This window comes from Nocardioides sp. YIM 152588, from assembly GCF_040191335.1.
Classification (GTDB): domain Bacteria; phylum Actinomycetota; class Actinomycetes; order Propionibacteriales; family Nocardioidaceae; genus Nocardioides.
Map to the genome: position 1 here is coordinate 40954 of NZ_JBEGDJ010000004.1, position 21117 is coordinate 62070.

The window sequence follows — 21117 nt, forward strand, 5'->3', positions numbered from 1 at the left end:
GAGGCGTCGTCACAACCGGATTGGCCCCTCAGACGCCGGATTTGGGGCCAATCTGGATGTGACGACGCCCAACAGTCACCCGTGGATCCGCCCCGCCAGCGCGCCCAGCGGCTCGCCGGACCCGCCCCAGCGCCGGGCCACGATCTCCGCGGCGATGCTGACCGCCGTCTCCTCCGGGGTGCGGGCGCCGAGGTCCAGCCCGATCGGGCTGGAGAGCCGCGCCACCTCCTCGTCGCTCACCCCGGCCTCGCGCAGGCGGGCCAACCGGTCGTCGTGCGTACGACGCGAGCCCATCGCGCCGACGTACCCGACCGCCGGGAGGCGCAGCGCCACCTCCAGCAGCGGCACGTCGAACTTGGGGTCGTGGGTGAGCACCGCGATCACGGTGCGGCCGTCGATGCGGCCCGCCTCCTGCTCCGCGGCCAGGTAGCGGTGCGGCCACTGGACGACCACCTCGTCGGCGTGCGGGAAGCGGCTCGTGGTGGCGAAGACGGGGCGGGCGTCGCAGACGGTGACGTGGTAGCCGAGGAAGGCGCCGACCCGGGCCACGGCCGCCGCGAAGTCGATGGCACCGAAGACCAGCATCCGCGGCCGTGGGGCGAAGGCCCACACGAAGACCCGCATCCCCTCCCCGCGACGCTCCCCGTCGGGGCCGTAGCCGAGCGTCGCGCTGTGGCCGGACGCGAGCAGGCCGAGCGCGTCGTCGCGGACGGCGTCGTCGATCCGCGCGCTGCCGAGCACGGGGGGTGCCCCGGCCGCCGGGGCCGGGTCGTCGGGGCGGATCACCATCCGTCGCCCGAGGTGGCCGGGGTCGGGGTGGTCGACGACGGTCGCCACCGCGACCGGCCGCCCGGCCTCCAGGTCCGCCGCGATCGCCCCCAGCTCGGGGAACGTCTCGCGGTCCACCTTCTCGACGTACACGTCGAGGATCCCGCCACAGGTCAGCCCGACCTCGAACGCGTCGTCGTCGGAGACCCCGTAGCGCCGCAGCACCGGCTCACCCGAGCCGACCACCTCCTGGGCCAGCTCGTAGACGGCGCCCTCGACGCAGCCGCCGGAGACCGACCCGACCGCGGACCCGTCGGGGCCGACCAGCATCGAGGCGCCGGCGGGCCGGGGCGCGGAGCGGAAGGTGGCCACCACCGTGCCGACCCCGACGCTCTCGCCGGCCTCCCACCAGGCGAGCAGCGGGCCGAGGACCTCACGCATCGCGCACCACCTCCATCAACTCGGTGAAGGTCGCCAGCGAGTGGCCCGCCAGGAACGCGTCCAGGTGCGGCAGCACCGCGGCGATCCCTCCTTGGACCGGAGCGTAGCCCGGCTTCCCACGGTGCGGGTTGACCCAGACCACCCGGTGCGCGACACGGCGCAGCGCCGCCGCCTGCTCCCCGAGCAGGCTCGGGTCGCCGCGCTCCCAGCCGTCGCTGAACACCACCACGACCGCGCCGCGGGCCAGCCCGCGCCGGCCCCAGCGGTCGTTGAAGGCGCGCAGCGTCTCGCCGAGCCGGGTCCCGCCGGACCAGTCCGGCACCACCTCCCCGGCGGCGGCCAGTGCGCGGTCGGGGTCGCTCCGCTCGAGCGCGCGGGTCAGGCGGGTGAGCCGGGTGCCGACGCTGAACACCTCGACGGAGCCACGGCCGTGGGCGGCGGCCCCTGCCTGCACCATCCGGTGCGCCAGGCGCAGCAGCGCCTCGGCGTACCCGCTCATCGAGCCGGAGACGTCGACCAGCAGGACCACCCGACGGGTCCGCACCGCGCGGCGGCGCCGGTGGATCCCGGCCGGCTCCCCCATCCGGCGCAGGCTCGCGCGCAGCGTGCGGGAGGCGTCGACGTCGCCGTGCCGGTGCGCGGTACGGCGCACCGCCCGCCGCGTGGGCAGGGTGACCGGGAGCGCTGCGAAGAGCAGCGCGAGGCGCGCCCGCTCGGCCGCGTCGAGGGTCCCGATGTCGCGGTGCCGCAGGATCTCGACGTCGCTGGCCATCGCCCGCACCGGGTCGCCCTCCTCGCCGTCGGCGTCGTCGGCGCCCTCGCCCTGCTGCTCGGGCAGCAACGTCACGGGCGGGGGCTGCCGCGGGCCGCGCGGTCGGAAGGTGGGACCGCGCAGGTCGCGGCTGAACCACTCCTCGAAGACCCGGTCGTGGCGCTCCAGGTCCTCCGGCGACGCGCAGAGCGTGGCGTGCCCGGCCGCGCGCGTGGCCGACGGGTCGTCGAGGCCGACGACCGCGACGGCCGCGAGGTAGGAGTGCGCCCGGTCCTGGGTGACCGCGACCCCGGCCGCGCGCAGCGCGCGGGTGAAGCCGAGCAGGACCTCGTCGGGCTCGCGCACGGTGGCGGCGCCGCTCATCGGGCCAGCATCCGGTCCAGCGCCATCTTCACGCGGTCGGCGTCGTCGCGGTACTTCACCAGCGCACCCAAGGTGCGGGCCGCCGTCTCCAGGTCGAGGTCGACGGTGCCCAGGTGCTGCAGGGCGCGCGCCCAGTCCAGCGTCTCGGCGACCCCGGGCGGCTTGAGCAGGTCCACGTCGGTGCGCAGCCGCTGCACGACCTCGACCACCTGACGGGCCAGCTCGGGACGGACCTCCGGGGCACGGGAGCGGAGGATCGCGACCTCCCGCTCCAGGCCCGGGTGGTCGATCCAGTGGTAGAGGCAGCGCCGCTTGAGCGCGTCGTGCAGCTCGCGGGTGCGGTTGGAGGTGAGCACCACCGTCGGCGGGCTCGCCGCGTGCACGGTGCCGAGCTCGGGGATCGTCACCTGGAACGTGGAGAGCACCTCGAGCAGGAACGCCTCGAACTCGTCGTCGGCGCGGTCCACCTCGTCGACCAGCAGCACCACCGGGCTGCGCTGGAGCGCGGCGAGCACCGGGCGGGCGAGCAGGAACCGCTCGTCGTACAGGCTCTTCTCGGCCTCCTCGACGGTCTCGCGACCGCCCCCGCCGCCGTGCGACATCGCCTCGAGGGCCCGCAGGTGCAGGATCTGGCGGGGGAAGTCCCAGTCGTAGAGCGCCTGGGTGGCGTCGATCCCCTCGTAGCACTGCAACCGGATCAGCGGCTGGCCGAGCGCCTCGGCGATCGCCTCGGCCAGCGCGGTCTTGCCGGTGCCGGGCTCGCCCTCCAGCAGCAGCGGCCGCCCCATCTCCAGGGCGAGGAAGAGCACCGTCGCCAGCTCCTCGTCGGCCAGGTAGCCGGTCGCCTCGAGGCGGTCGGCGAGGTCGGCGACGCGCGGATCCATGGGCCGGAGGCTAGGGAGCGGGGCGTTGGTCGGTGGTTGGCCGCGGCGCCGCCGGAGCGTGCAGGTGGTGCCGCCGGTCGACGTCCTGCCCCGTCGCCAGGTCGCCGCACTCCACCAGCTGCACCTCGTGCGCGGCCAGGTACTCGCGGGCACCGCTGTCCCCCGTGACGGTCGCCAGCACGGGTGCCCAGTGGTCACGGCCGAGCAGCACCGGGTGGCCCGGCACGCCGCCGTACGACGCCCGGGCCAGCGTCGCCGCGCCGCCCCCGCCCGTCGCGGCCAGGACGCGGCGGACCACGTCCGGGCCGACGTCGGGCAGGTCGACCAGCAGCACCATCGCCGCGGCCGGCGCGGACGGACCCGGCGGGCGGGCGAGCAGGGCGCGCAGGCCCGCCGAGAGCGAGGCGCTCATGCCGGCCGCCCAGTCGGCTGCGTGCACGATGTCGACCTCGGCCGGGCCGCCGTGCTCGGGCGCGAGCACCGCCTCGGCCTCCTCGGCGGCGGCCCCGATCACCACCGTGACCCGGTCGCACCCGCCGTGGCGCAGCGCGCCGATCGCCCGCCACAGCCACGGGCGGCCGTCCCCGTCGCGGATCAGCGCCTTGGGGGTGCCCATCCGCGCGCCGGCTCCGGCGGCGAGCAGCAGACCCTGGGTGGTCATGGTTCCGACGATGCCACAGGTGCGGGCGGGGCGGCGCGGGTCGCGGGTGGGTCGCCCGGGCGGGGGTCGCGGGTGAGGTCGCGTTGGGGCGGGTCGTGTGCCCCACGCCCCGACATACCGATGCCTCAGGCACACGACCGGGGCCCGAGCGGGGTCGTGTGCCCCACACCCCGACATACCGATGCCTCAGGCACACGACCCGGGCCCGGGCGGGGTCGTGTGCCCCACACCCCGACATACCGATGCCTCAGGCACACGACCCCACCCCGAGCGGTGCCACGAGGCCCACCCCCACAACGGCCACAGGGCCCCCGCCGGAGCGGGAGCCCTGTGGTGCGTTCAGACGAACGACGTGGTTCTGAGCGAACTCAGAAGTCCATGCCGCCCATGCCGCCCATGTCGGCGCCGCCGGGCATGGCCGGAGCCTTCTCCGGCTTGTCGGCGACGACGGCCTCGGTGGTGAGGAACAGCGCGGCGATCGACGCGGCGTTCTGCAGCGCCGAGCGGGTGACCTTGGCCGGGTCGATGATGCCGCTGGCCAGCAGGTCGACGTACTCGCCGGTCGCGGCGTTGAGGCCCTGGCCCGCGGGGAGCGAGGCGACCTTCTCCGCGACGACGCCACCCTCGAGGCCGGCGTTGACGGCGATCTGCTTCAGCGGCGCCGAGACGGCGGCCTTGACGATCGAGGCACCGGTGGCCTCGTCGCCGACGAGCTCCAGCTTCTCGAACGCGGCGGCAGCGGCCTGCACCAGCGCGACACCACCACCGGGGAGGATGCCCTCCTCGACGGCAGCCTTCGCGTTGCGGACGGCGTCCTCGATGCGGTGCTTGCGCTCCTTGAGCTCGACCTCGGTGGCCGCGCCGACCTTGATGACGGCCACGCCGCCGGCCAGCTTGGCGAGGCGCTCCTGCAGCTTCTCGCGGTCGTAGTCGGAGTCCGACTTCTCGATCTCGGCGCGGATCTGGTTGACCCGGCCCTCGATCTGACCCTGGTCGCCCGCACCCTCGACGACGGTGGTCTCGTCCTTGGTGATGACGACCTTGCGGGCCTGGCCGAGCAGCTCCAGACCGGCGGTCTCGAGCTTGAGGCCGACCTCCTCGGAGATGACCTGGCCGCCGGTCAGGATCGCGATGTCCTGCAGCATGGCCTTGCGGCGGTCACCGAAGCCCGGGGCCTTGACGGCGACGGACTTGAAGGTGCCCTTGATCTTGTTGACCACCAGGGTCGACAGCGCCTCGCCGTCGACGTCCTCGGCGATGATCAGCAGCGGCTTGCCCGACTGCATGACCTTCTCCAGCAGCGGGAGCAGGTCCTTGACGGTCGAGATCTTGGAGTTCGCGATGAGGATGTAGGGGTCCTCGAGGACGGCCTCCATGCGCTCCAGGTCGGTGGCGAAGTACGCCGAGATGTAGCCCTTGTCGAAGCGCATGCCCTCGGTGAGCTCGAGGTCGAGGCCGAAGGTGTTCGACTCCTCGACCGTGATCACGCCCTCCTTGCCGACCTTGTCCATCGCCTCGGCGATGATCTCGCCGACGGTGGAGTCAGCGGCGGAGATGGAGGCGGTCGAGGCGATCTCGTCCTTGGTCTCCACGTCCTTGGCCATGCCGAGGAGCTGCTCGGAGACAGCCTCGACGGCGGCCTCGATGCCGCGCTTCAGGCCCATCGGGTTCGCGCCCGCGGCCACGTTGCGCAGGCCCTCACGGACCAGCGCCTGGGCGAGGACGGTGGCCGTCGTCGTGCCGTCACCGGCGACGTCGTCGGTCTTCTTCGCGACCTCCTTGACCAGCTCGGCGCCGATCTTCTCGTAGGGGTCCTCGAGCTCGATCTCCTTGGCGATCGAGACACCGTCGTTGGTGATCGTGGGGGCGCCCCACTTCTTCTCCAGGACGACGTTGCGGCCCTTGGGGCCGAGGGTCACCTTGACGGCGTCGGCGAGGGTGTTCATGCCCCGCTCGAGACCGCGCCGGGCCTCCTCGTTGAAAGCAATCAGCTTCGGCATAACTCTTGCGATTCCTCACGCATTCGAGTCGTGGTGGACCGGTTCGTTGCCCGCGACGGACGGCCAGGCCGAACCGGCGGACCCTTCCCACCGACGCTGCTGACCTCAACTCCCCGGACCGGGGGTCTGGTTGTCACTCTCCAGTAGAGAGTGCCAACGTCATGTTTAGCACTCGCCCTAGGCGAGTGCAAGGAGAGGGCACCCGCCCGAACCCGCGCCGGACTAGCGCAGGCGGGCGGCGACCAGGTCGGCGAACCGGTCGGCGTTGGCGGGCTCGACGTCGAGGTAGAGGCCCGGCTCGATCAGCTCCAGCTCGCTGACCGCCCAGGCGCCGTCGTAGGGCAGCAGGTCGACGCGCGCGTACGCCAGGTCGGCGCCGCGCAGGTCCCGCGCCGCGGCCACGGCGGCCTCGGCGATCCTCGCCCGCTCGGGATCCAGTACGACGACGCGGCTGCTGCCGCCGTACTGCTCGTGCACGCGCACCTCGTCGGCGGCCACCGGGCCGAGGGCCTTGTCGACCTGGGAGGCGGCGCGGCCGTCGAGCACGTAGACCGACGTCTCGCCGTGCACGCGGATCTCGTCGGCGAGCGGCTGCACCACCCACGGCGCCGGGGCGAGGCAGTCCAGCCGCGGGTCCTCGAGCCGGTCGGCCACCACCAGGCCGACGCCGCCGGCGCCGGTGCGGGGCTTGACCACGACCGTGCCCCACCGGACGAACGCCTCCGTCAGCCCCTCCACGAGCGTCTCGTCGTCCAGCGGCAGGGTGGGCACCACCGGCAGGTCGGGGCGGGCGCCGGCCAGCTCGCCCAGGTAGGTCTTGTCGGCGTTCCAGGCGAAGACCTCCGCGCCGTTGAGCACGGGGGTCTCCCGTTCGACCGCGCGGGCCCAGTCCAGGAAGGCCGGCAGCCGCCGGTGGTAGTCCCAGGTGGAGCGCACGGCGACCAACTCAGCGGCGGCCCAGTCGACGGACCGGTCGTCCCAGCGGACCCACTCCGCGACGACGCCGCGGTCGACGAGCGCCTTGGTCAGCAGGTCGCCGCCGGCCTCGCCGTCCGGGAGCAGGGCATAGGTCGCGAGGAGCACGTCAGGCATGCGGCGAGCCTAGGCAGCCCGCCCACGGGCAACCTCATCGACCGGCGTCAGAGCCCCGACAGGGTGTTCCGCGTGCTGTCGGCCGCGGCCCTGTGCGCCTCGATGTTGACGTTCGAGTTCGGGAAGCGGTCCTGCGGCCGCTTCCAGCCGCCGGTCGAGCGGACCTCGGCGTAGACGAGCGCGGCGACGAAGAGCACCGCGACGGTGATGACGAATGCGATCCACATGGCTGACCCCCAGGAGCCTTGGGAACTGGACCGCCCACCCTAGGCGACCGGCTCCCCGCCGGTCGGGTCTTCCGTGACGTCGCCCACCGGGCCGGACGCCCCCAGGTCGGGCGGGTGGTGCCCGAACGGCACCGCGTCGTTCTCCCCCAGCGCGGTCAGCAGCGAGGGCAGCAGCGCCTTCGCGGTCCGCTTGTAGCCGGTCGCGCTGGGGTGGAACCGGTCCATGCTGAACATCTCCTCGGGGTTGGCCACGAAGTACGGGCCGACCACGTGCGCCAGGGAGATGGCGTGGGCGCCGCTGCGGACGGCGGCGGCCGCCTGGGCCGCGGCCAGCTGCCGCGACATCCGCGACCCGAGGGTGCGCAGCGGCTGCGGCACCGGCCGCAGCGCGCCGAGGTCGGGGCAGGTCCCGACGACCACGTGCGCCCCCCGCTCGCGCAGCCGCGCGATCGCCTCCTCCAGGTGCCGCACCGACGTGGCCACGGGGACCCGGTGGGTGACGTCGTTGCCGCCGACCACGATCACCGCGAGGTCCGGGGCGTAGTCGGGCGGCAGGGCGTCGATCTGCCCCGCGAGGTCCGACGACTCGGACCCGACCACGGCCCCGGTGTGCAGCCGCACGGAGCGCTGCAGCTCCTTGGCCAGGCCGCGCGAGAGCCGCCCGCCGAGCGTGTCCTTGCGCCGCTCGGCGCCCAGCCCGGCGGCGATGGAGTCGCCGAGCAGCAGCAGGTCGAGCGGGTCCCCGTAGGACTTCTTCCAGACCCGGTCGGCCCGCGGCGCGAGCTCCCCCAGCGGCTTGCCGATGGCGCGGCGCGCGATCGCCGCCTGGCGGGTCAGCAGCACCCGGGCGCCCCCGGCGGCGGCCCCGGCGACGAAGCCCGCGCCGGCGAGGGCGGTTCCCGCCATCACGGCGGTACGACGGGGGACCATGTCTCCTTTGTGCCAGACGGACCTGAACGGCCCGTGGCGCGCCGGTGGCCCGCCCCCTAACCGGCGGCGGCGACCACGACCGTCGGCTCGTGCCGCACCGGGAAGTTCACGGACGCGGCGATGAAGCAGTTCGCGCTCGCCTCGGCATGGATCTGCGTCGCCGCCCCGACCAGGCCGGCGTCGGTGATCGTCACCCGCGGCCGCAGCACCACCTCGACGAAGTGCCCGCCCTGGCCGACCTGGCTCATCGTGCCGACCGGCTCGTCGACGTACTCGGTGACGACGATCCCGTGGCGGACGGCCGAGTGCAGGTAGGAGAGCAGGTGGCACTGGGAGAGCGCCGCCACCAGCAGCTCCTCGGGGTTCCAGCGGGCCGCGTCGCCCCGGAACGTGGGGTCGGCCGAGGCCTCGAGATCCGGCTTGCCGGCCGCGGAGAGCAGGACGTCGCGGCCGTAGTCGCGGTAGCCGCTGGTCCCGCTGCCGCGGTTGCCCTGCCAGGCCACGTCGAGTCGGTAGTGATGGTCCACCCGACCGATCCTGCCGGAGCCCGTGTCAACCGTCGTGACCGCTCACCGGGAAACGGTGGCGAGAACAGGTTCTACTTGGCACCCTTGGGGTGTGACCGAGACCACATCCGCACCGTCCGAGGCGACGCCGTCGTCGCCGCGCCCGCTCAACCTGGCCGACGTCCTCGAGGCGATGGCCGACCGGATCCCCGACCGGACCGCCGTGTTCACGATGGCGCACGCCTACTCGTTCGCCGAGATCGACGAGCGCTCGACGCGCTTCGCCAACCGGCTGGTGGGGCTGGGCGTCCAGCCCGGCGAGCACGTCGCGGTGCACGCCCCGAACCGGATCGAGTGGGTGGACGCGTTCTACGGCTGCCTCAAGGCGCGCGCCGTCCCGATCAACATCAACTACAAGTACCTGCACGACGAGCTGGCCTACCTCTACGACAACGCCGACTGCGTCGCCGCGGTCATCGACCCGCAGTACGTCGACATGGTCGACGCCCTGGACCTGCCGACGCTGCGCACGAAGATCGTCCTCGACGAGACCTACGACGCCGAGCTCGCGGCCGCGTCGCCGGAGCGCCGGGTCACCGGCCGCAGCGGCGACGACCGCTACGTGATCTACACCGGCGGGACGACCGGCAACCCGAAGGGCGTGGTGTGGCGCCTCGAGGACCTGATGCGCAGCGCCCTCAACGCGGCGCGGTTCGGGGCGCCGATCGAGTCGGTGGAGCAGCTGGCCGAGGAGGCCGCGTCGGTCGAGACCCCGATGGTGCTGCTGGCGTGCGGCCCGATGATGCACGGCGGCAGCCAGTGGATCCTGGGCAACGGCCACGTCGCCGGCCAGACCGTCTCGCTCTACACGGAGCCGCACTTCGAGCCCGAGAAGATCCTGGACCTCGTGGAGGCCGGCGGGGTGAACTCCCTGACCTTCCTCGGCGACGCGATGGGCCGCCCCGTCGCCGAGGCGATCCTGGCCGAGCCCGACCGGTGGGACCTGAGCAGCCTGGCCGCCGTCTCCAACGGCGCGGCGCCGCTCTCGGACGGCGTGCGCGCGGAGATCCGCAAGGCGCTGCCGGGCCGGTTCATCCTCGACACCTACGGCGCCTCGGAGTCGGGCGCGGCCGGCTCCCGCGTCGACGACGGCACCGACGACGGGCCGGTCGGGGCCCCGAAGTTCGACGTCAACGACCAGATCGAGGTGTTCACCCCCGACATGAGGCCCGCCCCCGTCGGCGTCGACGGCATGCTGGGCCGCTCCGGCGCCGTGCCCCTGGGGTACTACAAGGACCCGGTCAAGACCGCCGCCACCTTCAAGGAGATCGACGGCGTGCGCTGGGCGATCCCGGGCGACTTCGCACGCCGCGAGGAGGACGGCAAGATCACCGTGCTGGGCCGCGGCTCGGTCTGCATCAACACGGGCGGTGAGAAGGTCCACCCCGAGGAGGTCGAGGCGGTGCTGCTGCGCCACGACGACGTCTTCGACGCGGTCGTCGTCGGCACCCCGCACGAGCGGTGGGGCCAGCAGGTGACGGCGCTGGTCCAGCGTCGCGAGGGCAGCACCATCGACGCGGAGGCGGTGCGCGAGCACTGCAAGGCGCTGATCTCCAACTACAAGGTGCCCAAGCAGGTGCTGTTCATCGAGGAGGTGCCGCGCACCCCGGTGAGCAAGGTCGACTACCCGGCCAGCGCCCAGCTGGCCGCGGAGCTGCTCGCCTGACCCACCCCGGACGCACGAACGCCCCGGTCAACGAGGACCGGGGCGTTCGTGGCGTTGCGGGGGTCCCGCCTCAGCCGTGCGGGTCAGCCACCGGCGACGGCCGGGATCACCGAGATCTGGGTGCCGTCCGGGGTGGGCGTGGCCAGGTCGTCGAGGAAGCGCACGTCGTCGTTGCCGACGTAGACGTTGACGAAGCGGCGCAGCTTGCCGTCCTCGTCGACGATCCGGCCCTTGACCCCGGCGAAGCGCGCGTCGAGGTCGTCGAGCACCTCGGCGAGCGTGCCGCCGTCGGCGCTCACCTCGGAGTCACCACCGGTGTAGGTGCGCAGGATGGTCGGGATGCGGACGCTGACGCTCACTGGCGAGCCCTCTCTCTGATGCAGTTCCGTGCCGGCTCGCGCTCAGGCGATGCCGGTGTCCTTGAAGGCCTGGTACGTCGGGGCGATCGTCGCCGCCGCGCCGACGCCGCCGGCGACCGCGTCGAGCGTCTTCAGCCCGTGGCCGGTGTTGATGATCACCGTCTCCAGGGTCGGGTCGAGCTGACCCGTCTCCACCAGCTTCTTGGTGACCGCGGTGGTGGTGCCGCCGGCGGTCTCGGTGAAGATGCCCTCGGTGCGGGCCAGCAGCACGATGCCGGCGCGGATCTCCTCGTCCGTGACCTCCTCGACGGCGCCACCGCTGCGGCGGGTGATGTCGAGGACGTAGATGCCGTCGGCGGGGTTGCCGATGGCCAGGCTCTTGGCGATGGTGTCGGGCTTCACCGGGCGGATCGCGTCGTGACCGGCCTTGTAGGCGGTCGCGACCGGGCCGCAGCCCTCCGCCTGCGCGCCGAAGATCCGGTACGGCTTGTCCTCGACCAGGCCGAGCTTGATGAGCTCCTGGAACGCCTTGTCGACCTTGGTCAGCTGGGAGCCGGAGGCGACCGGGATGACGACCTGGTCGGGCAGTCGCCAGCCGAGCTGCTCGGCGATCTCGTAGCCGAGCGTCTTGGACCCCTCGGCGTAGTAGGGGCGGACGTTGACGTTGACGAACGCCCAGCCCTCCTCCTCGCCGGCGATCTCGGAGGCGAGCTTGTTGACGTCGTCGTAGTTGCCGTCGACGGCGACCAGGCTCTCGGTGAAGATCGCCGAGTTGACCTGCTTGGGGTGCTCGAGGTTGCTGGGGATGAAGACGACCGTCTTGATCCCGGCCCGGGCACCGGCCGCGGCGACCGCGTTGGCCAGGTTGCCGGTCGAGGGGCAGGCGAAGACCTTCGCGTCGAGCTCGCGGGCGGCGCTGAGCGCGCAGGCGACGACGCGGTCCTTGAAGGAGTTCGTGGGGTTGGTCGAGTCGTCCTTCACCCACAGGCTCTCGATGCCCAGCTCGCGGCCGAGGTTCTCCGCCTTGAGCAGCCGGGTGAAGCCCGGCTCGGTGTTGGGGCTGGTCTCGATGTCCGCGGGCACCGGCAGCAGCGCCTTGTAGCGCCAGATGTTGCGGGGGCCGGCCTCGATCTCCTCGCGGGTCACGGCCGGGAACTCGTAGGCGATCTCCAGCGGGCCGAAACACTCCGGACAGGCGTAGAAGGGGCCGAGGGCGGTGCGGTGCGCGCACTCGCGGCACGCCAGGGCGACCGCGTTGCCGAAGGCACCCTCGCGGGGTCCGGCGACGACCGGGGTGGTGACGGCTTCGATCACAGGGGCGCTCATGGATCCTCCCTCTCATCTGTCCCGTCGCGTACCTCGCGCCGGGCCGGATTTGGCACCTTTTCCACGACTGCCGCACCAGCGTGCGAGCAGGGGGTTCGTGGCGGTTGCCGGGACTTCACTGGGCCGTTCCCTCAGTCCCTCTGGATGAGCAGGATCAATGTAAGGGTCGGCTGGCCCCTCGAAGAAATCGAGATTCCAGAATCCGATACGCGCGTCCGGATAATGAGACCGGCGTCGGTGGCCGGGTGCGGTCAGCCGCCCGCGCGGGCGGCCCGGGCGTCCCGGGTGAAGGCGCGCAGCAGGTCCATCACACCGGCCGGGCCGTGCACCACGACGTCGGCCAGCTCCAGCAGCGCGCTCTCCTCGCGGGAGGCCGAGCAGACCCGCAGCGCGGCCAGGCCGTGCTTCTCCAGCGTGGCCACCGCCTCGAACGCCTCGAGGTCGCCCAGGTCGTCGCCGGCGAAGAGGAAGCCCTCGGCGCCCAGCTCCTCGGCCAGGCGCTCGACCACCAGCCCCTTGTGGGCGCCGGACGAGCGCACCTCGATCACGTTGCGGCCGGGCTCCACGATCAGGCCGTGCCCGCTGGCCAGCGTGCGCAGCGGCGTCAGCAGCCGCTGGAAGGCGGCCTCGGGGTCGTCCAGCCGCCGGGTGTGCACCGCGACGGCCAGGCCCTTGTCCTCGATGTAGGCGTCGGCCGCGTCGGCCTGGCGCAGCACCCGCGGCAGCTCGCGCTCGAACGTGGCCAGGCCGCGGGGCGGACGCGGGCCGACGATCCGGCGCCGGTGGGAGCTCCAGCGCTCGTTGCCGTACTGGCCGAAGAGGAACAGCTCCTTGCCGGCGGCCCCGATCGCGTCCCCGACCTCCTCCAGCCCGCCCAGGTCCAGGGCCTGGCGAGCCGGTCGGCCGGTGATCACCGCGATGGCGGCGACCTCGGAGGCCAGGTCGACCAGCACCTCCCGCGCGTCGGGGTGGATGTGGGCCTTCGTCGGGTCGTCGACGATCGGTGCCAGCGTGCCGTCGAAGTCGAGTCCGATCACCGAGCCTGCCGCCGCGCGGACCAGCTCGGTGTATCGACGTTCACCCTCGATTGACGAGAACAGCACGCCACCCATCCCACCACGTGCTGTCGCAGCACGGGTGTCCGGGAGGTGAATCTCACCCCCGTTGGGGGCGGGTGAGCGCGATGCCGAGTCGGCACAAACTGACACGCCGAGTCGGCACAAACTGACAAGCCGCGCCCGCCGAGTCGGCAGAAGCTGACCTCCCCCGCTGCGCTCCTCCGGTCAGTTTCTGCCGACTCGGCCTCGCGGTCTGGCTCGCTGCGCTCGCTCGCCCGCCCGCAGGTCGGTCAGTCGAGACTGCCGGTGAGGATGATGGTGAGGTTGCTGATGCTCATGTCGCTGCCGGGGTCGGCCGGCACGACGCGCTGGATGCCCAGGTCGAGGGCGAGCAGCTTCGCCGCCTCCTTCATCCCGGGCGGGTAGTAGACGGTGGTGGCGACGACGGTGCCGTACCAGTTGTCGGCGGCGACGAAGCTCCAGCCCGCCGCGGAGGCACGGGCCCCGACCTCGCCGGCCAGGCCGGTGATCCCGGAGTTGTTGAAGACGACGACGCCCACCTCGCCGCGCTTGACCTGCGGCTTCGGCTTCTTGGTGGGCTTCTCGCTCGGCTTCTCCGCCGCGGCGTCGGTCGCGGCGTCGGTCGCGTCGTCGGTCGCGTCGTCGCCCGGTGCGGCGCTCGGCTCGGCGGAGGACTCGGCGCCGGGGGTGGTCGACGCCTCGTCGGAGACGGTGGTGATCTCGCGCTCGGTGGGCTCGACGTCACGGGTGGCGACGAACGCCACGGCCGCCACTGCGACCGCGACGATGCTCAGCAGCACCACCGGCGAGGGCAGTACGGCGCCGCGCTGGTCGCGCCGGCGGGGTCCGCGGTCCTCCGCGGACCGGGTGGGCCACGTGGGGAAGGTCATGGCCGCACTCCTTCCTGGAAAGCGGGTGTGCTCGCGATCAGATCTCGAAGCCGAGACGCCGCGCGGAGCGCTGGCGCTGGCGCTGGGAGCGCAGCCGGCGCAGCCGCCGCACCAGCAGCGGGTCGGCGGCGAGCGCCTCCGGTCGGTCGATCAGCGCGTTGAGGACCTGGTAGTAGCGGGTCGAGCTCATGTCGAACTTCTCGCGGACCGCCGACTCCTTGGCGCCGGCGTACTTCCACCACTGGCGCTCGAAGGCGAGGATCTCGCTGTCGCGCTCGCTCAGGCCCTCGGCCGTTCCGGCGGTCGCGGCAGCCTCGGCCTCGGCCGCGGCACTGCTCCGTTCGGCGTTCATCTGCGTCCTCCACCTCGCGTCGGGGTTCCGGGAGTCCCGACGCATCAACCCGGTTGTGTTCCCACACTGTAGACGTCGAATCACAGCAATGTCATTCACCGCGACACGCCACGCCGAGCCGGTACGTTCGGCCCCATGAGCGCGCCCGACGTCGGCTGGGGCATCCTGGCCACCGGCAAGATCGCCCACACCTTCGCGCGGGACCTGGCCCTGGTGGCCGACGCCCGGCTCGCCGCGGTCGGCTCCCGGCGCCTCGACTCCGCGCGGGCGTTCGCCGCCGAGCACGGCGACGAGGCCACCCGGGCGCACGGCTCCTACGAGGACCTGCTCGCCGACGACGCCGTGGACGTGGTCTACATCGCCACCCCGCACGCCTTCCACCTGGACAACGCGCGCGCCGCCTTCGCGGCCGGCAAGCACGTGCTCTGCGAGAAGCCGCTGACGCTGGACACCGCCGACGCCGCCGAGATGGTCCGGCTGGCGGGCGAGCACGACCGGTTCCTCATGGAGGCCATGTGGATGGCCTGCCACCCGGTCGTCCGCGAGCTGCGCGCGGAGCTGGCCTCGGGTCGCTTCGGAGCGCCGCGGCAGCTGCAGGCCCAGCTCGGCTTCCGGGTCGACGACGGCCCCGGGAGCCGGATGCTCGACCCCGCGCTCGGCGCCAGCGCGCTGCTGGACATGGGCGTCTACCCGCTGACCTTCGCCCACCTCATGCTCGGCCCCGCGGAGCGGCTCACCGCCGCCGCGACGCTGAGCGACCGGGGGATCGACCTCGACGTCGCCATCGCCGGCCGGTACGCCGGCGGCGCGCTCGCCGCGCTCAACGCGTCGATGACCTCGTGGTCGTCCCAGGACGCCGCGATCGCGACCGACCTGGGACGGATCGACGTGGGCCCGGCGTTCCACCACCCGGAGCGGGCGGTCTTCACGCCGTACGAGCCCATGCGCGGGCCCCAGCCCGACCGGGCGGTGACGCTGACCGGCGCCGAGCCCGTGATCGGCCAGGGGTACGGCAACGAGATCGCCGAGGTGAACCGCTGCCTGCGGGAGGGCCTGCGCGAGAGCCCGCTGATCCCGCACGCCCAGACGCTGGCCGTGCTGGGCCAGATGGACGACCTGCGGCGGCAGGTCGGGGTCGCCTTCCCCGGGGAGCGACCCACGCCCGGTTAGGGTGGGGGCGTGGCCCACGACCTGGTGATCGTTGCCAACCGCCTCCCCGTCGACCGCGTGACCGGCAAGGACGGTGAGGTGACCTGGCGCCGCTCCCCCGGCGGGCTGGTCAGCGCGATCGAGCCGGTGATGCGCGCCGGCAACGGCGTGTGGCTCGGCTGGCCCGGCGGCACCGAGCAGCACCTGGAGCCGTTCGAGATCGACGGGCTGCACCTGGTCCCGCTGTCGATGACGCAGGAGGAGATCGAGGAGCACTACGAGGGCTTCTCGAACGCCACCCTGTGGCCGCTCTACCACGACGTCGTCGCCAAGCCGGAGTTCCACCGCGAGTGGTGGGACCGCTACGTCAAGGTCAACCGCCGGTTCGCCGAGAAGGCGGCCGAGCTGGCCGCCGAGGGCGCCACGGTCTGGGTGCACGACTACCAGCTGCAGCTGGTGCCGCAGATGCTCCGCGAGCTCCGCCCCGACCTGCGGATCGGCTTCTACCTGCACATCCCGTTCCCGCCCGCCGAGCTCTTCGCCCAGCTGCCCTGGCGCCGCCAGATCCTCGAGGGCCTGCTCGGCGCCGACCTGGTCGGCTTCCAGCTGCCCGGCGCGTCCCAGAACTTCGTGCGGCTGGTCCGCCAGCGGGTCGGCCACCGCACGCACCGCGACCTGGTCTACCTGCCCGACGGGCGCGAGGTCCGGGCCGCCGCCTTCCCGATCTCGATCGACGCCGCCGGCTTCGAGGAGCTGGCCCGCTCCCCCGAGGTCGCCGAGCGCGCCAAGGCGATCCGCGAGGCGCTCGGCAACCCGCGCAAGATCTTCCTCGGCATCGACCGGCTCGACTACACCAAGGGCATCTACGCCCGGCTGCGCGCGTTCGGCGAGCTGATCCGCGACGAGCACCTCAGCGTCGAGGACGCGGTCTTCGTGCAGGTCGCGGTGCCCTCGCGGGAGCAGGTCGAGCAGTACCGGATCCTGCGCGACGACATCGACCGCCTGGTCGGCCGCCTCAACGGCGACCTGGGCCGGATCGGGCGGCCGGCGATCTCCTACCTGCACTCCTCCTACCCGCGCGAGGAGATGGCCGCGCTCTACCGCGCCGCCGACATCATGGTGGTCACGCCCTACCGCGACGGGATGAACCTGGTCGCCAAGGAGTACGTCGCCTGCCGGATCGAGGAGGACGGCGCGCTGGTCCTCTCGGAGTTCGCCGGCGCCGCCGACGAGCTGCGCCAGGCGTGGCTGGTCAACCCCTACGACATCAACGGCATGAAGGCCGCGCTGCTGGACTCCTACCGGGCGCAGCCCAAGGAGCTGACCCGCCGGATGCGGGCGATGCGCAAGCAGATCGCGCAGCACGACGTGAAGGCGTGGGCCGACAGCTTCATGACCGAGCTCGCGATCGAGCACCACGACTGACCGCGTCACATGGATCCTGGTCGGGTCCAGGCCCGAGAAGCGACCGGAATCCATGTGACGCGGGGCCCGCCGGCCCGGGACAACCGCCCGGACCCGGCCCCGGCGACCCACGACGGGTGTGAGCCGGGATACTTTTCGCTCATGGACCTGGTGCCCAAGCCCTCCCAGGTCGCTGCGGCAGCCGGCAACGTGGCGCACCGGGTGCTCCGCGGCGGCCTGGCCGACCTGCGACCGATGCCGCGCACGCTGATCGACGACGGCCCGCTGCGCGAGGTCTACCACTACCGGCCGCACGCGGACGGGCCCGAGTCGGGCGACCCGGTGCTGCTCGTCGCACCGCTGGCCGCGCCGTCGCTCTGCTACGACCTGCGCCGCGGCTGCTCGCTGGTCGAGCACCTGCTGGCCGACGGCCGCCCCACCTACCTCGTGGAGTACGGCGAGGTCTCGCTGCGCGACCGCGGGCTCGGCCTCGAGCGGTGGGTCGAGGAGGTCCTCCCGGCCGCGATCCACGCCGCGTTCCAGCACGCCGGCGGCCGCCCGGTGCACCTGGTCGGCTGGAGCCTGGGCGGCCTCTTCTCGCTGCTCACCCTCGCCGCGCGCCCCGGCGGCGCGCTGCCGGTGGCCTCGCTGAGCATGCTCGGCACGCCGGTCGACGTCGCCCGGGTCCCGCTGACCGCACCGTTCCGGCCGCTGCTCACCGCCGAGGACCTGCCCGCCCCCGTCACCCGGACCTACCGGCTCCTCGGCGGCGCCCCCGACCCGCTGGTCGGCTGGGCCGCCGGGCTCCCCCCGGTCGACCGCCTCGTGACCCGTCCGCTCGCGCTCGCGGCGCACGCCGACGACCGCGAGTGGCTCGCCCAGGTCGAGGCCGTCCAGCGGTTCACCGCCGCCATGACCGCCTACCCCGGTCGCGCCTACGGGCAGCTCTACCACCGCTTCGCCACCGGCAACCAGCTCGCCGGCGGCACCCTCGAGCTCGGCGGCCGCACCGTGGCGCTGGCCGACATCGACGTGCCGGTCCTGGTGGTCGCCGGCGCCCACGACACCATCGCGCCGCTCGAGGCGGTCCGCGCCGTCGTACCGATGCTGAGCGGGTCGCCGGAGGCGCAGCTGGAGGTGGTCCCCGGCGGCCACCTCGGCCTGCTCACCGGCCGCGGCGCCCGGGACTCGACGTGGCCGGCGCTGGACGAGTGGCTCTACCGCTGGTCGCCGCCCGGCGACCACCCGACGCTCGGCACCGACCCCCACCGCCGCCACTCGTCGGCCTCCTCCCGGACGTTCGGCCGGTGAGCGCCACCGTGCAGCCGGGGAACGCCCCCGGCACGTCCGCCGGTGCCCTGCCCCGCCGCGTCCGGATCGGCTACGGCGCCGGGTCAGTCGCGACCGGCGCGTTCGGCACCGTGCCCGGGCTGATGCTGCTGCCGTTCCTGACCGACGAGCTGGCCGTCCCGGCGCTGGTCGCCGGCGCGATCGTGCTGCTGCCGAAGGCCTGGGACGTCATCCTCAACCCGATCGCCGGCCGGATCAGCGACCGCAGCACGGACCCGCGCGGCCCGCGCCGCCCGTGGCTGCTGCGCGCCGGCGTGGTGCTCGCGGTCTGCTTCGCGCTGCTCTTCGCCGGCCCCGACCTGGGCTCGGTCACCGCGGACGCGGCCTGGGTGCTGGTCATGTTCGTGGCCTGCGCCAGCGCCTACGCGTTCTTCCAGGTGCCCTACGTGTCGATGCCCGCCGAGATCGCCGGCACCGCCGAGGAGCGGACCCGGCTGATGACCTGGCGGGTGGCGATCCTGGCGTTCACGATCATGCTCGCCGGCGCCAGCGCCCCCGCGCTGCGCGACGCGATCGGCGGCCGCGACGGCTACCGGGTGATGGGCGTGGCGATGGCACTGCTCATCCTCACCGGCGTGGTGCTCTCCTACCGAGGCACGCGGCACGCCCCGATCGGCGCGGTCGAGGCCGGGTCCGGCACGCTCCGCGACCAGCTGCGGATCGTCGCGGGCGCCCGTGAGTTCCGCGCGCTGCTGACCACCTTCGTGCTGCAGGCCCTCGCCACCGGCTGCATGCTCGCCGGCGTCGACTACCTGGCCGGCGACGTGCTGGGCAGGACCGGCGCGGCGACGATCCTCTTCGTCTGCTTCGTCGGCCCCGCCCTGCTGCTCACCCCTGCCTGGGCCGCGCTGGGCCACCGGGTCGGCAAGCGGCGCGGCTACGTGGCCGCCTCACTGGTACTGGCGCTGGGCGCAGCGCTGGCGGCGGTCGCCGGGCTGGTCGACGGGATGCCGGCGGCCGCGGTCTACGCCGCTGTCGGGGTGGTCGGTCTCGGCTACGCCGGCATCCAGGTCTTCCCGCTGGCGATGCTGCCCGACGCGGCGGCGGTCGACGCCCGGCGTACCGGCTCCTCGCGGGTCGGCGTCTACACCGGCGTGTGGACCGCGGGCGAGACGCTCGGCTTCGCGCTCGGGCCGGGCCTGTTCGCGGTGGTCCTCGCGATCGGCGGCTACCGGTCCAGCGCCGGCGCCGACGTGGTCCAGCCCGACAGCGCGCTGACCGCCATCACCCTCGGCTTCTCGCTGCTGCCCATGCTGCTGGTCCTGGCCAGCCTGTGGTGGCTGCGGGGCTACACGCTCGACGAGCAGACGGTCGACGCGACCGACACCACCCCCACCCCGGAAGGAACCGCATGACCCCCGAGGAGATCCGCGCCCGACTGCACGACTGGCAGGCCGGGGACCTGCCAGTCCACGGCGGCCGCACCCTCGCCTACGTGTACGACGCCGGGCTGGCCGACGTGGACGCACTGGCCCGCGAGGCCGTGGCCGCGTTCGCCGGCAGCAACGGCCTGGACCCGACGGCGTTCCCGAGCCTGCTGGCGATGGAGAACGAGCTCGTCGGCTTCGCCGCCGACCTGGTCGACGCCCCGGAGACGGCCGCCGGCACCCTCACCTCCGGCGGCACCGAGTCCTGCATGCTCTCCGTCCAGGCGGCCCGCGACGGTCGCCCGGACCTGGCCGCCGCCGGCACGCGCGCCTCGATCGTCGTCCCGGACACCGTGCACGCGGCGTTCCACAAGGCCGCGCACTACTTCGACATGGAGGTGCGGGTGGTCGCCACCCGCGCCGACCACCGCGCGGACCCCGCCGCGATGGCCGCGGCCTGCGACGACACCACGGTGCTCGTCGTGGTCAGCGCGCCGTCGTACGCGCACGGCGTGATCGACCCCGTCACCGAGATCGCCGCCGACGCCGCCGCGCGCGGCATCCGCTGCCACGTGGACGCCTGCATCGGCGGCTGGGTGCTGCCGTTCAAGGCGCGCCTGGGGCGCGAGGTGGCGCCGTGGACGTTCGCGGTCGAGGGCGTCACCTCGATCTCGATGGACCTGCACAAGTACGGCTACGCCCCCAAGGGCGCCTCGGTACTGCTGCACCGCACGCCCGCGCTGCGCCGCCCGCAGTACTTCGCCCACGCCGACTGGCCGGGCTACACGATGCTCAACGCGACGCTGCAGTCGACGCGCTCGGGCGGCCCCGTGGCCGGCGCCTGGACGACGGTCAAGGCGCTGGGCGTGGACGGCTACCTGGAGCTGACCCGCGCGGCGCTGGAGGCGACCGACCGGATCATCGCGGGCGTCGGCGGGATCGACGGCCTGACCGTCATCGGCGAGCCGGAGTCGACACTGGTGGCGATGGTCGCCGACGACGACCTCGACGTCTACACGGTGGCCGACGAGATGACCGAGCGCGGCTGGTTCACCCAGCCGCAGATGGCCTACCGCGGCCAGCCGCCGTCGCTGCACCTGTCGCTGTGCGCGGCGACCCTGGGCTCCGTCGACGAGTTCCTCGCCGCGCTGGCCGACTCGGTCGTCGCCGCGCGGGCCGCCGGTCCGGTCGCGGTGGACGCCGGGGTGGTCGACCTGCTCCAGGTCCTCGACCCGGCGACGCTGTCGGAGGAGGAGTTCGACGGGCTGCTCGCGGCCGGCGGGCTCGGCGGCGAGGGCGACGGCTCCGGCGGCCCGGCGCTGCCGAAGCGGATGGCCCCGGTGAACGCGCTGCTCGACGCGGCGCCGCCGGCGCTGCGCGAGGCCGTGCTGGTCGCGTTCCTGGACCGCCTGGCGCGGCCGGTGCGCGGCGCCGCTGCCCCGACCGGGGCCGGCGAGTAGTCCTCCGGTAC

The 21117-nt window shown here is 73.5% G+C and carries 20 protein-coding genes and 1 riboswitch; of the genes, 6 read left to right on the forward strand and 14 right to left on the reverse strand.

What is annotated here, in order from left to right:
* Positions 1–75: 75 nt before the first annotated feature.
* The 9 genes from ABLM29_RS03735 to ABLM29_RS03775 form a co-directional block, all read right to left on the reverse strand.
* A complete protein-coding gene (locus ABLM29_RS03735; RefSeq protein WP_349712483.1) occupies positions 76–1209 on the reverse strand; it encodes an XdhC family protein in 1134 nt (377 codons plus the stop codon).
* A complete protein-coding gene (locus ABLM29_RS03740) occupies positions 1202–2344 on the reverse strand; it encodes a vWA domain-containing protein (RefSeq protein ID WP_349712484.1) in 1143 nt (380 codons plus the stop codon). The genes ABLM29_RS03735 and ABLM29_RS03740 overlap by 8 nt, the downstream gene beginning before the upstream one ends.
* Entirely contained in the window at positions 2341–3228 is an 888-nt protein-coding gene (locus ABLM29_RS03745) for an AAA family ATPase (RefSeq protein WP_349712485.1), read from the reverse strand. Before ABLM29_RS03745 ends, ABLM29_RS03740 begins: the two co-directional genes overlap by 4 nt.
* Before the next feature lie 10 nt (positions 3229–3238).
* A complete protein-coding gene (locus ABLM29_RS03750; RefSeq protein WP_349712486.1) occupies positions 3239–3889 on the reverse strand; it encodes a nucleotidyltransferase family protein in 651 nt (216 codons plus the stop codon).
* Positions 3890–4257: 368 nt separating this feature from the next.
* A complete protein-coding gene (gene groL, locus ABLM29_RS03755) occupies positions 4258–5889 on the reverse strand; it encodes a chaperonin GroEL (RefSeq protein WP_349712487.1) in 1632 nt (543 codons plus the stop codon).
* A 222-nt stretch (positions 5890–6111) separates the two neighbouring features.
* The gene (locus ABLM29_RS03760) at positions 6112–6981 is read right to left on the reverse strand and encodes an ATP-grasp domain-containing protein (protein WP_349712488.1); all 870 of its coding nucleotides are present in this window, start codon (positions 6979–6981) and stop codon (positions 6112–6114) included.
* Positions 6982–7028: 47 nt separating this feature from the next.
* Positions 7029–7208 carry a hypothetical protein gene (locus ABLM29_RS03765; protein WP_349712489.1) on the reverse strand — a complete coding sequence of 60 codons (180 nt, stop codon included), beginning with the start codon at positions 7206–7208 and terminating at the stop codon, positions 7029–7031.
* A gap of 39 nt (positions 7209–7247) precedes the next feature.
* Positions 7248–8138: an SGNH/GDSL hydrolase family protein gene (locus ABLM29_RS03770; RefSeq protein WP_349712490.1), complete on the reverse strand. Its 891-nt coding sequence runs from the start codon at positions 8136–8138 to the stop codon at positions 7248–7250.
* A 56-nt stretch (positions 8139–8194) separates the two neighbouring features.
* Entirely contained in the window at positions 8195–8665 is a 471-nt protein-coding gene (locus ABLM29_RS03775) for an OsmC family protein (protein ID WP_349712491.1), read from the reverse strand.
* Between the two features lie 91 nt (positions 8666–8756).
* Here ABLM29_RS03775 and ABLM29_RS03780 point away from each other — a divergent pair, with 91 nt between their 5' ends.
* Positions 8757–10370 carry an AMP-binding protein gene (locus ABLM29_RS03780; RefSeq protein ID WP_349712492.1) on the forward strand — a complete coding sequence of 538 codons (1614 nt, stop codon included), beginning with the start codon at positions 8757–8759 and terminating at the stop codon, positions 10368–10370.
* A gap of 83 nt (positions 10371–10453) precedes the next feature.
* Here the strand turns inward: ABLM29_RS03780 and ABLM29_RS03785 are convergent, their stop codons facing one another.
* From ABLM29_RS03785 to napA, 5 genes are all read right to left on the reverse strand, one after another.
* Positions 10454–10729 carry a MoaD/ThiS family protein gene (locus tag ABLM29_RS03785; RefSeq protein ID WP_349712493.1) on the reverse strand — a complete coding sequence of 92 codons (276 nt, stop codon included), beginning with the start codon at positions 10727–10729 and terminating at the stop codon, positions 10454–10456.
* 42 nt (positions 10730–10771) lie between these two features.
* Positions 10772–12055, reverse strand: a complete 1284-nt coding sequence (gene thrC / locus ABLM29_RS03790; protein ID WP_349712494.1) for a threonine synthase — start codon at positions 12053–12055, stop codon at positions 10772–10774.
* Positions 12056–12064: 9 nt separating this feature from the next.
* A riboswitch (SAM riboswitch) is annotated at positions 12065–12206 on the reverse strand.
* 100 nt (positions 12207–12306) lie between these two features.
* A complete protein-coding gene (gene otsB, locus ABLM29_RS03795) occupies positions 12307–13158 on the reverse strand; it encodes a trehalose-phosphatase (protein ID WP_349712495.1) in 852 nt (283 codons plus the stop codon).
* 245 nt (positions 13159–13403) lie between these two features.
* On the reverse strand, positions 13404–14024 hold the full coding sequence (locus ABLM29_RS03800) for a LytR C-terminal domain-containing protein (protein WP_349712496.1): 621 nt from the start codon (positions 14022–14024) through the stop codon (positions 13404–13406).
* Between the two features lie 37 nt (positions 14025–14061).
* Entirely contained in the window at positions 14062–14376 is a 315-nt protein-coding gene (gene napA, locus ABLM29_RS03805) for a nucleoid-associated protein NapA (RefSeq protein ID WP_349712497.1), read from the reverse strand.
* A 135-nt stretch (positions 14377–14511) separates the two neighbouring features.
* Between napA and ABLM29_RS03810 the strand changes: the two genes are divergently transcribed.
* The 5 genes from ABLM29_RS03810 to ABLM29_RS03830 all read left to right on the forward strand — a co-directional run bounded on the left by ABLM29_RS03810 (position 14512) and on the right by ABLM29_RS03830 (position 21106).
* A complete protein-coding gene (locus ABLM29_RS03810) occupies positions 14512–15546 on the forward strand; it encodes a Gfo/Idh/MocA family protein (RefSeq protein ID WP_349712498.1) in 1035 nt (344 codons plus the stop codon).
* Positions 15547–15555: 9 nt separating this feature from the next.
* Complete coding sequence (locus tag ABLM29_RS03815) at positions 15556–16950, forward strand: alpha,alpha-trehalose-phosphate synthase (UDP-forming) (protein WP_349712500.1); 1395 nt, start codon at positions 15556–15558, stop codon at positions 16948–16950.
* Between the two features lie 141 nt (positions 16951–17091).
* Positions 17092–18240 (forward strand): polyhydroxyalkanoate synthase family protein, encoded by a 1149-nt coding sequence (locus ABLM29_RS03820; protein ID WP_349712501.1) that lies wholly within the window; start codon positions 17092–17094, stop codon positions 18238–18240.
* Entirely contained in the window at positions 18237–19634 is a 1398-nt protein-coding gene (locus ABLM29_RS03825; protein ID WP_349712503.1) for an MFS transporter, read from the forward strand. The genes ABLM29_RS03820 and ABLM29_RS03825 overlap by 4 nt, the downstream gene beginning before the upstream one ends.
* On the forward strand, positions 19631–21106 hold the full coding sequence (locus ABLM29_RS03830; protein ID WP_349712505.1) for a pyridoxal phosphate-dependent decarboxylase family protein: 1476 nt from the start codon (positions 19631–19633) through the stop codon (positions 21104–21106). Before ABLM29_RS03825 ends, ABLM29_RS03830 begins: the two co-directional genes overlap by 4 nt.
* The last annotated feature ends 11 nt before the right edge of the window (positions 21107–21117 follow it).

Bases quoted from the DNA above. Each gene is read 5' to 3' on its own strand.
- ABLM29_RS03770 (WP_349712490.1), bottom strand. From the start codon at position 8,138: ATGGTCCCCCGTCGTACCGCCGTGATGGCGGGAACCGCCCTCGCCGGC.
- ABLM29_RS03745 (WP_349712485.1), bottom strand. From the start codon at position 3,228: ATGGATCCGCGCGTCGCCGACCTCGCCGACCGCCTCGAGGCGACCGGC.
- thrC (WP_349712494.1), bottom strand. From the start codon at position 12,055: ATGAGCGCCCCTGTGATCGAAGCCGTCACCACCCCGGTCGTCGCCGGA.
- ABLM29_RS03765 (WP_349712489.1), bottom strand. From the start codon at position 7,208: ATGTGGATCGCATTCGTCATCACCGTCGCGGTGCTCTTCGTCGCCGCG.
- ABLM29_RS03735 (WP_349712483.1), bottom strand. From the start codon at position 1,209: ATGCGTGAGGTCCTCGGCCCGCTGCTCGCCTGGTGGGAGGCCGGCGAG.
- ABLM29_RS03750 (WP_349712486.1), bottom strand. From the start codon at position 3,889: ATGACCACCCAGGGTCTGCTGCTCGCCGCCGGAGCCGGCGCGCGGATG.
- ABLM29_RS03760 (WP_349712488.1), bottom strand. From the start codon at position 6,981: ATGCCTGACGTGCTCCTCGCGACCTATGCCCTGCTCCCGGACGGCGAG.
- ABLM29_RS03810 (WP_349712498.1), top strand. From the start codon at position 14,512: ATGAGCGCGCCCGACGTCGGCTGGGGCATCCTGGCCACCGGCAAGATC.
- napA (WP_349712497.1), bottom strand. From the start codon at position 14,376: ATGAACGCCGAACGGAGCAGTGCCGCGGCCGAGGCCGAGGCTGCCGCG.
- ABLM29_RS03740 (WP_349712484.1), bottom strand. From the start codon at position 2,344: ATGAGCGGCGCCGCCACCGTGCGCGAGCCCGACGAGGTCCTGCTCGGC.
- ABLM29_RS03830 (WP_349712505.1), top strand. From the start codon at position 19,631: ATGACCCCCGAGGAGATCCGCGCCCGACTGCACGACTGGCAGGCCGGG.
- groL (WP_349712487.1), bottom strand. From the start codon at position 5,889: ATGCCGAAGCTGATTGCTTTCAACGAGGAGGCCCGGCGCGGTCTCGAG.
- ABLM29_RS03800 (WP_349712496.1), bottom strand. From the start codon at position 14,024: ATGACCTTCCCCACGTGGCCCACCCGGTCCGCGGAGGACCGCGGACCC.
- ABLM29_RS03820 (WP_349712501.1), top strand. From the start codon at position 17,092: ATGGACCTGGTGCCCAAGCCCTCCCAGGTCGCTGCGGCAGCCGGCAAC.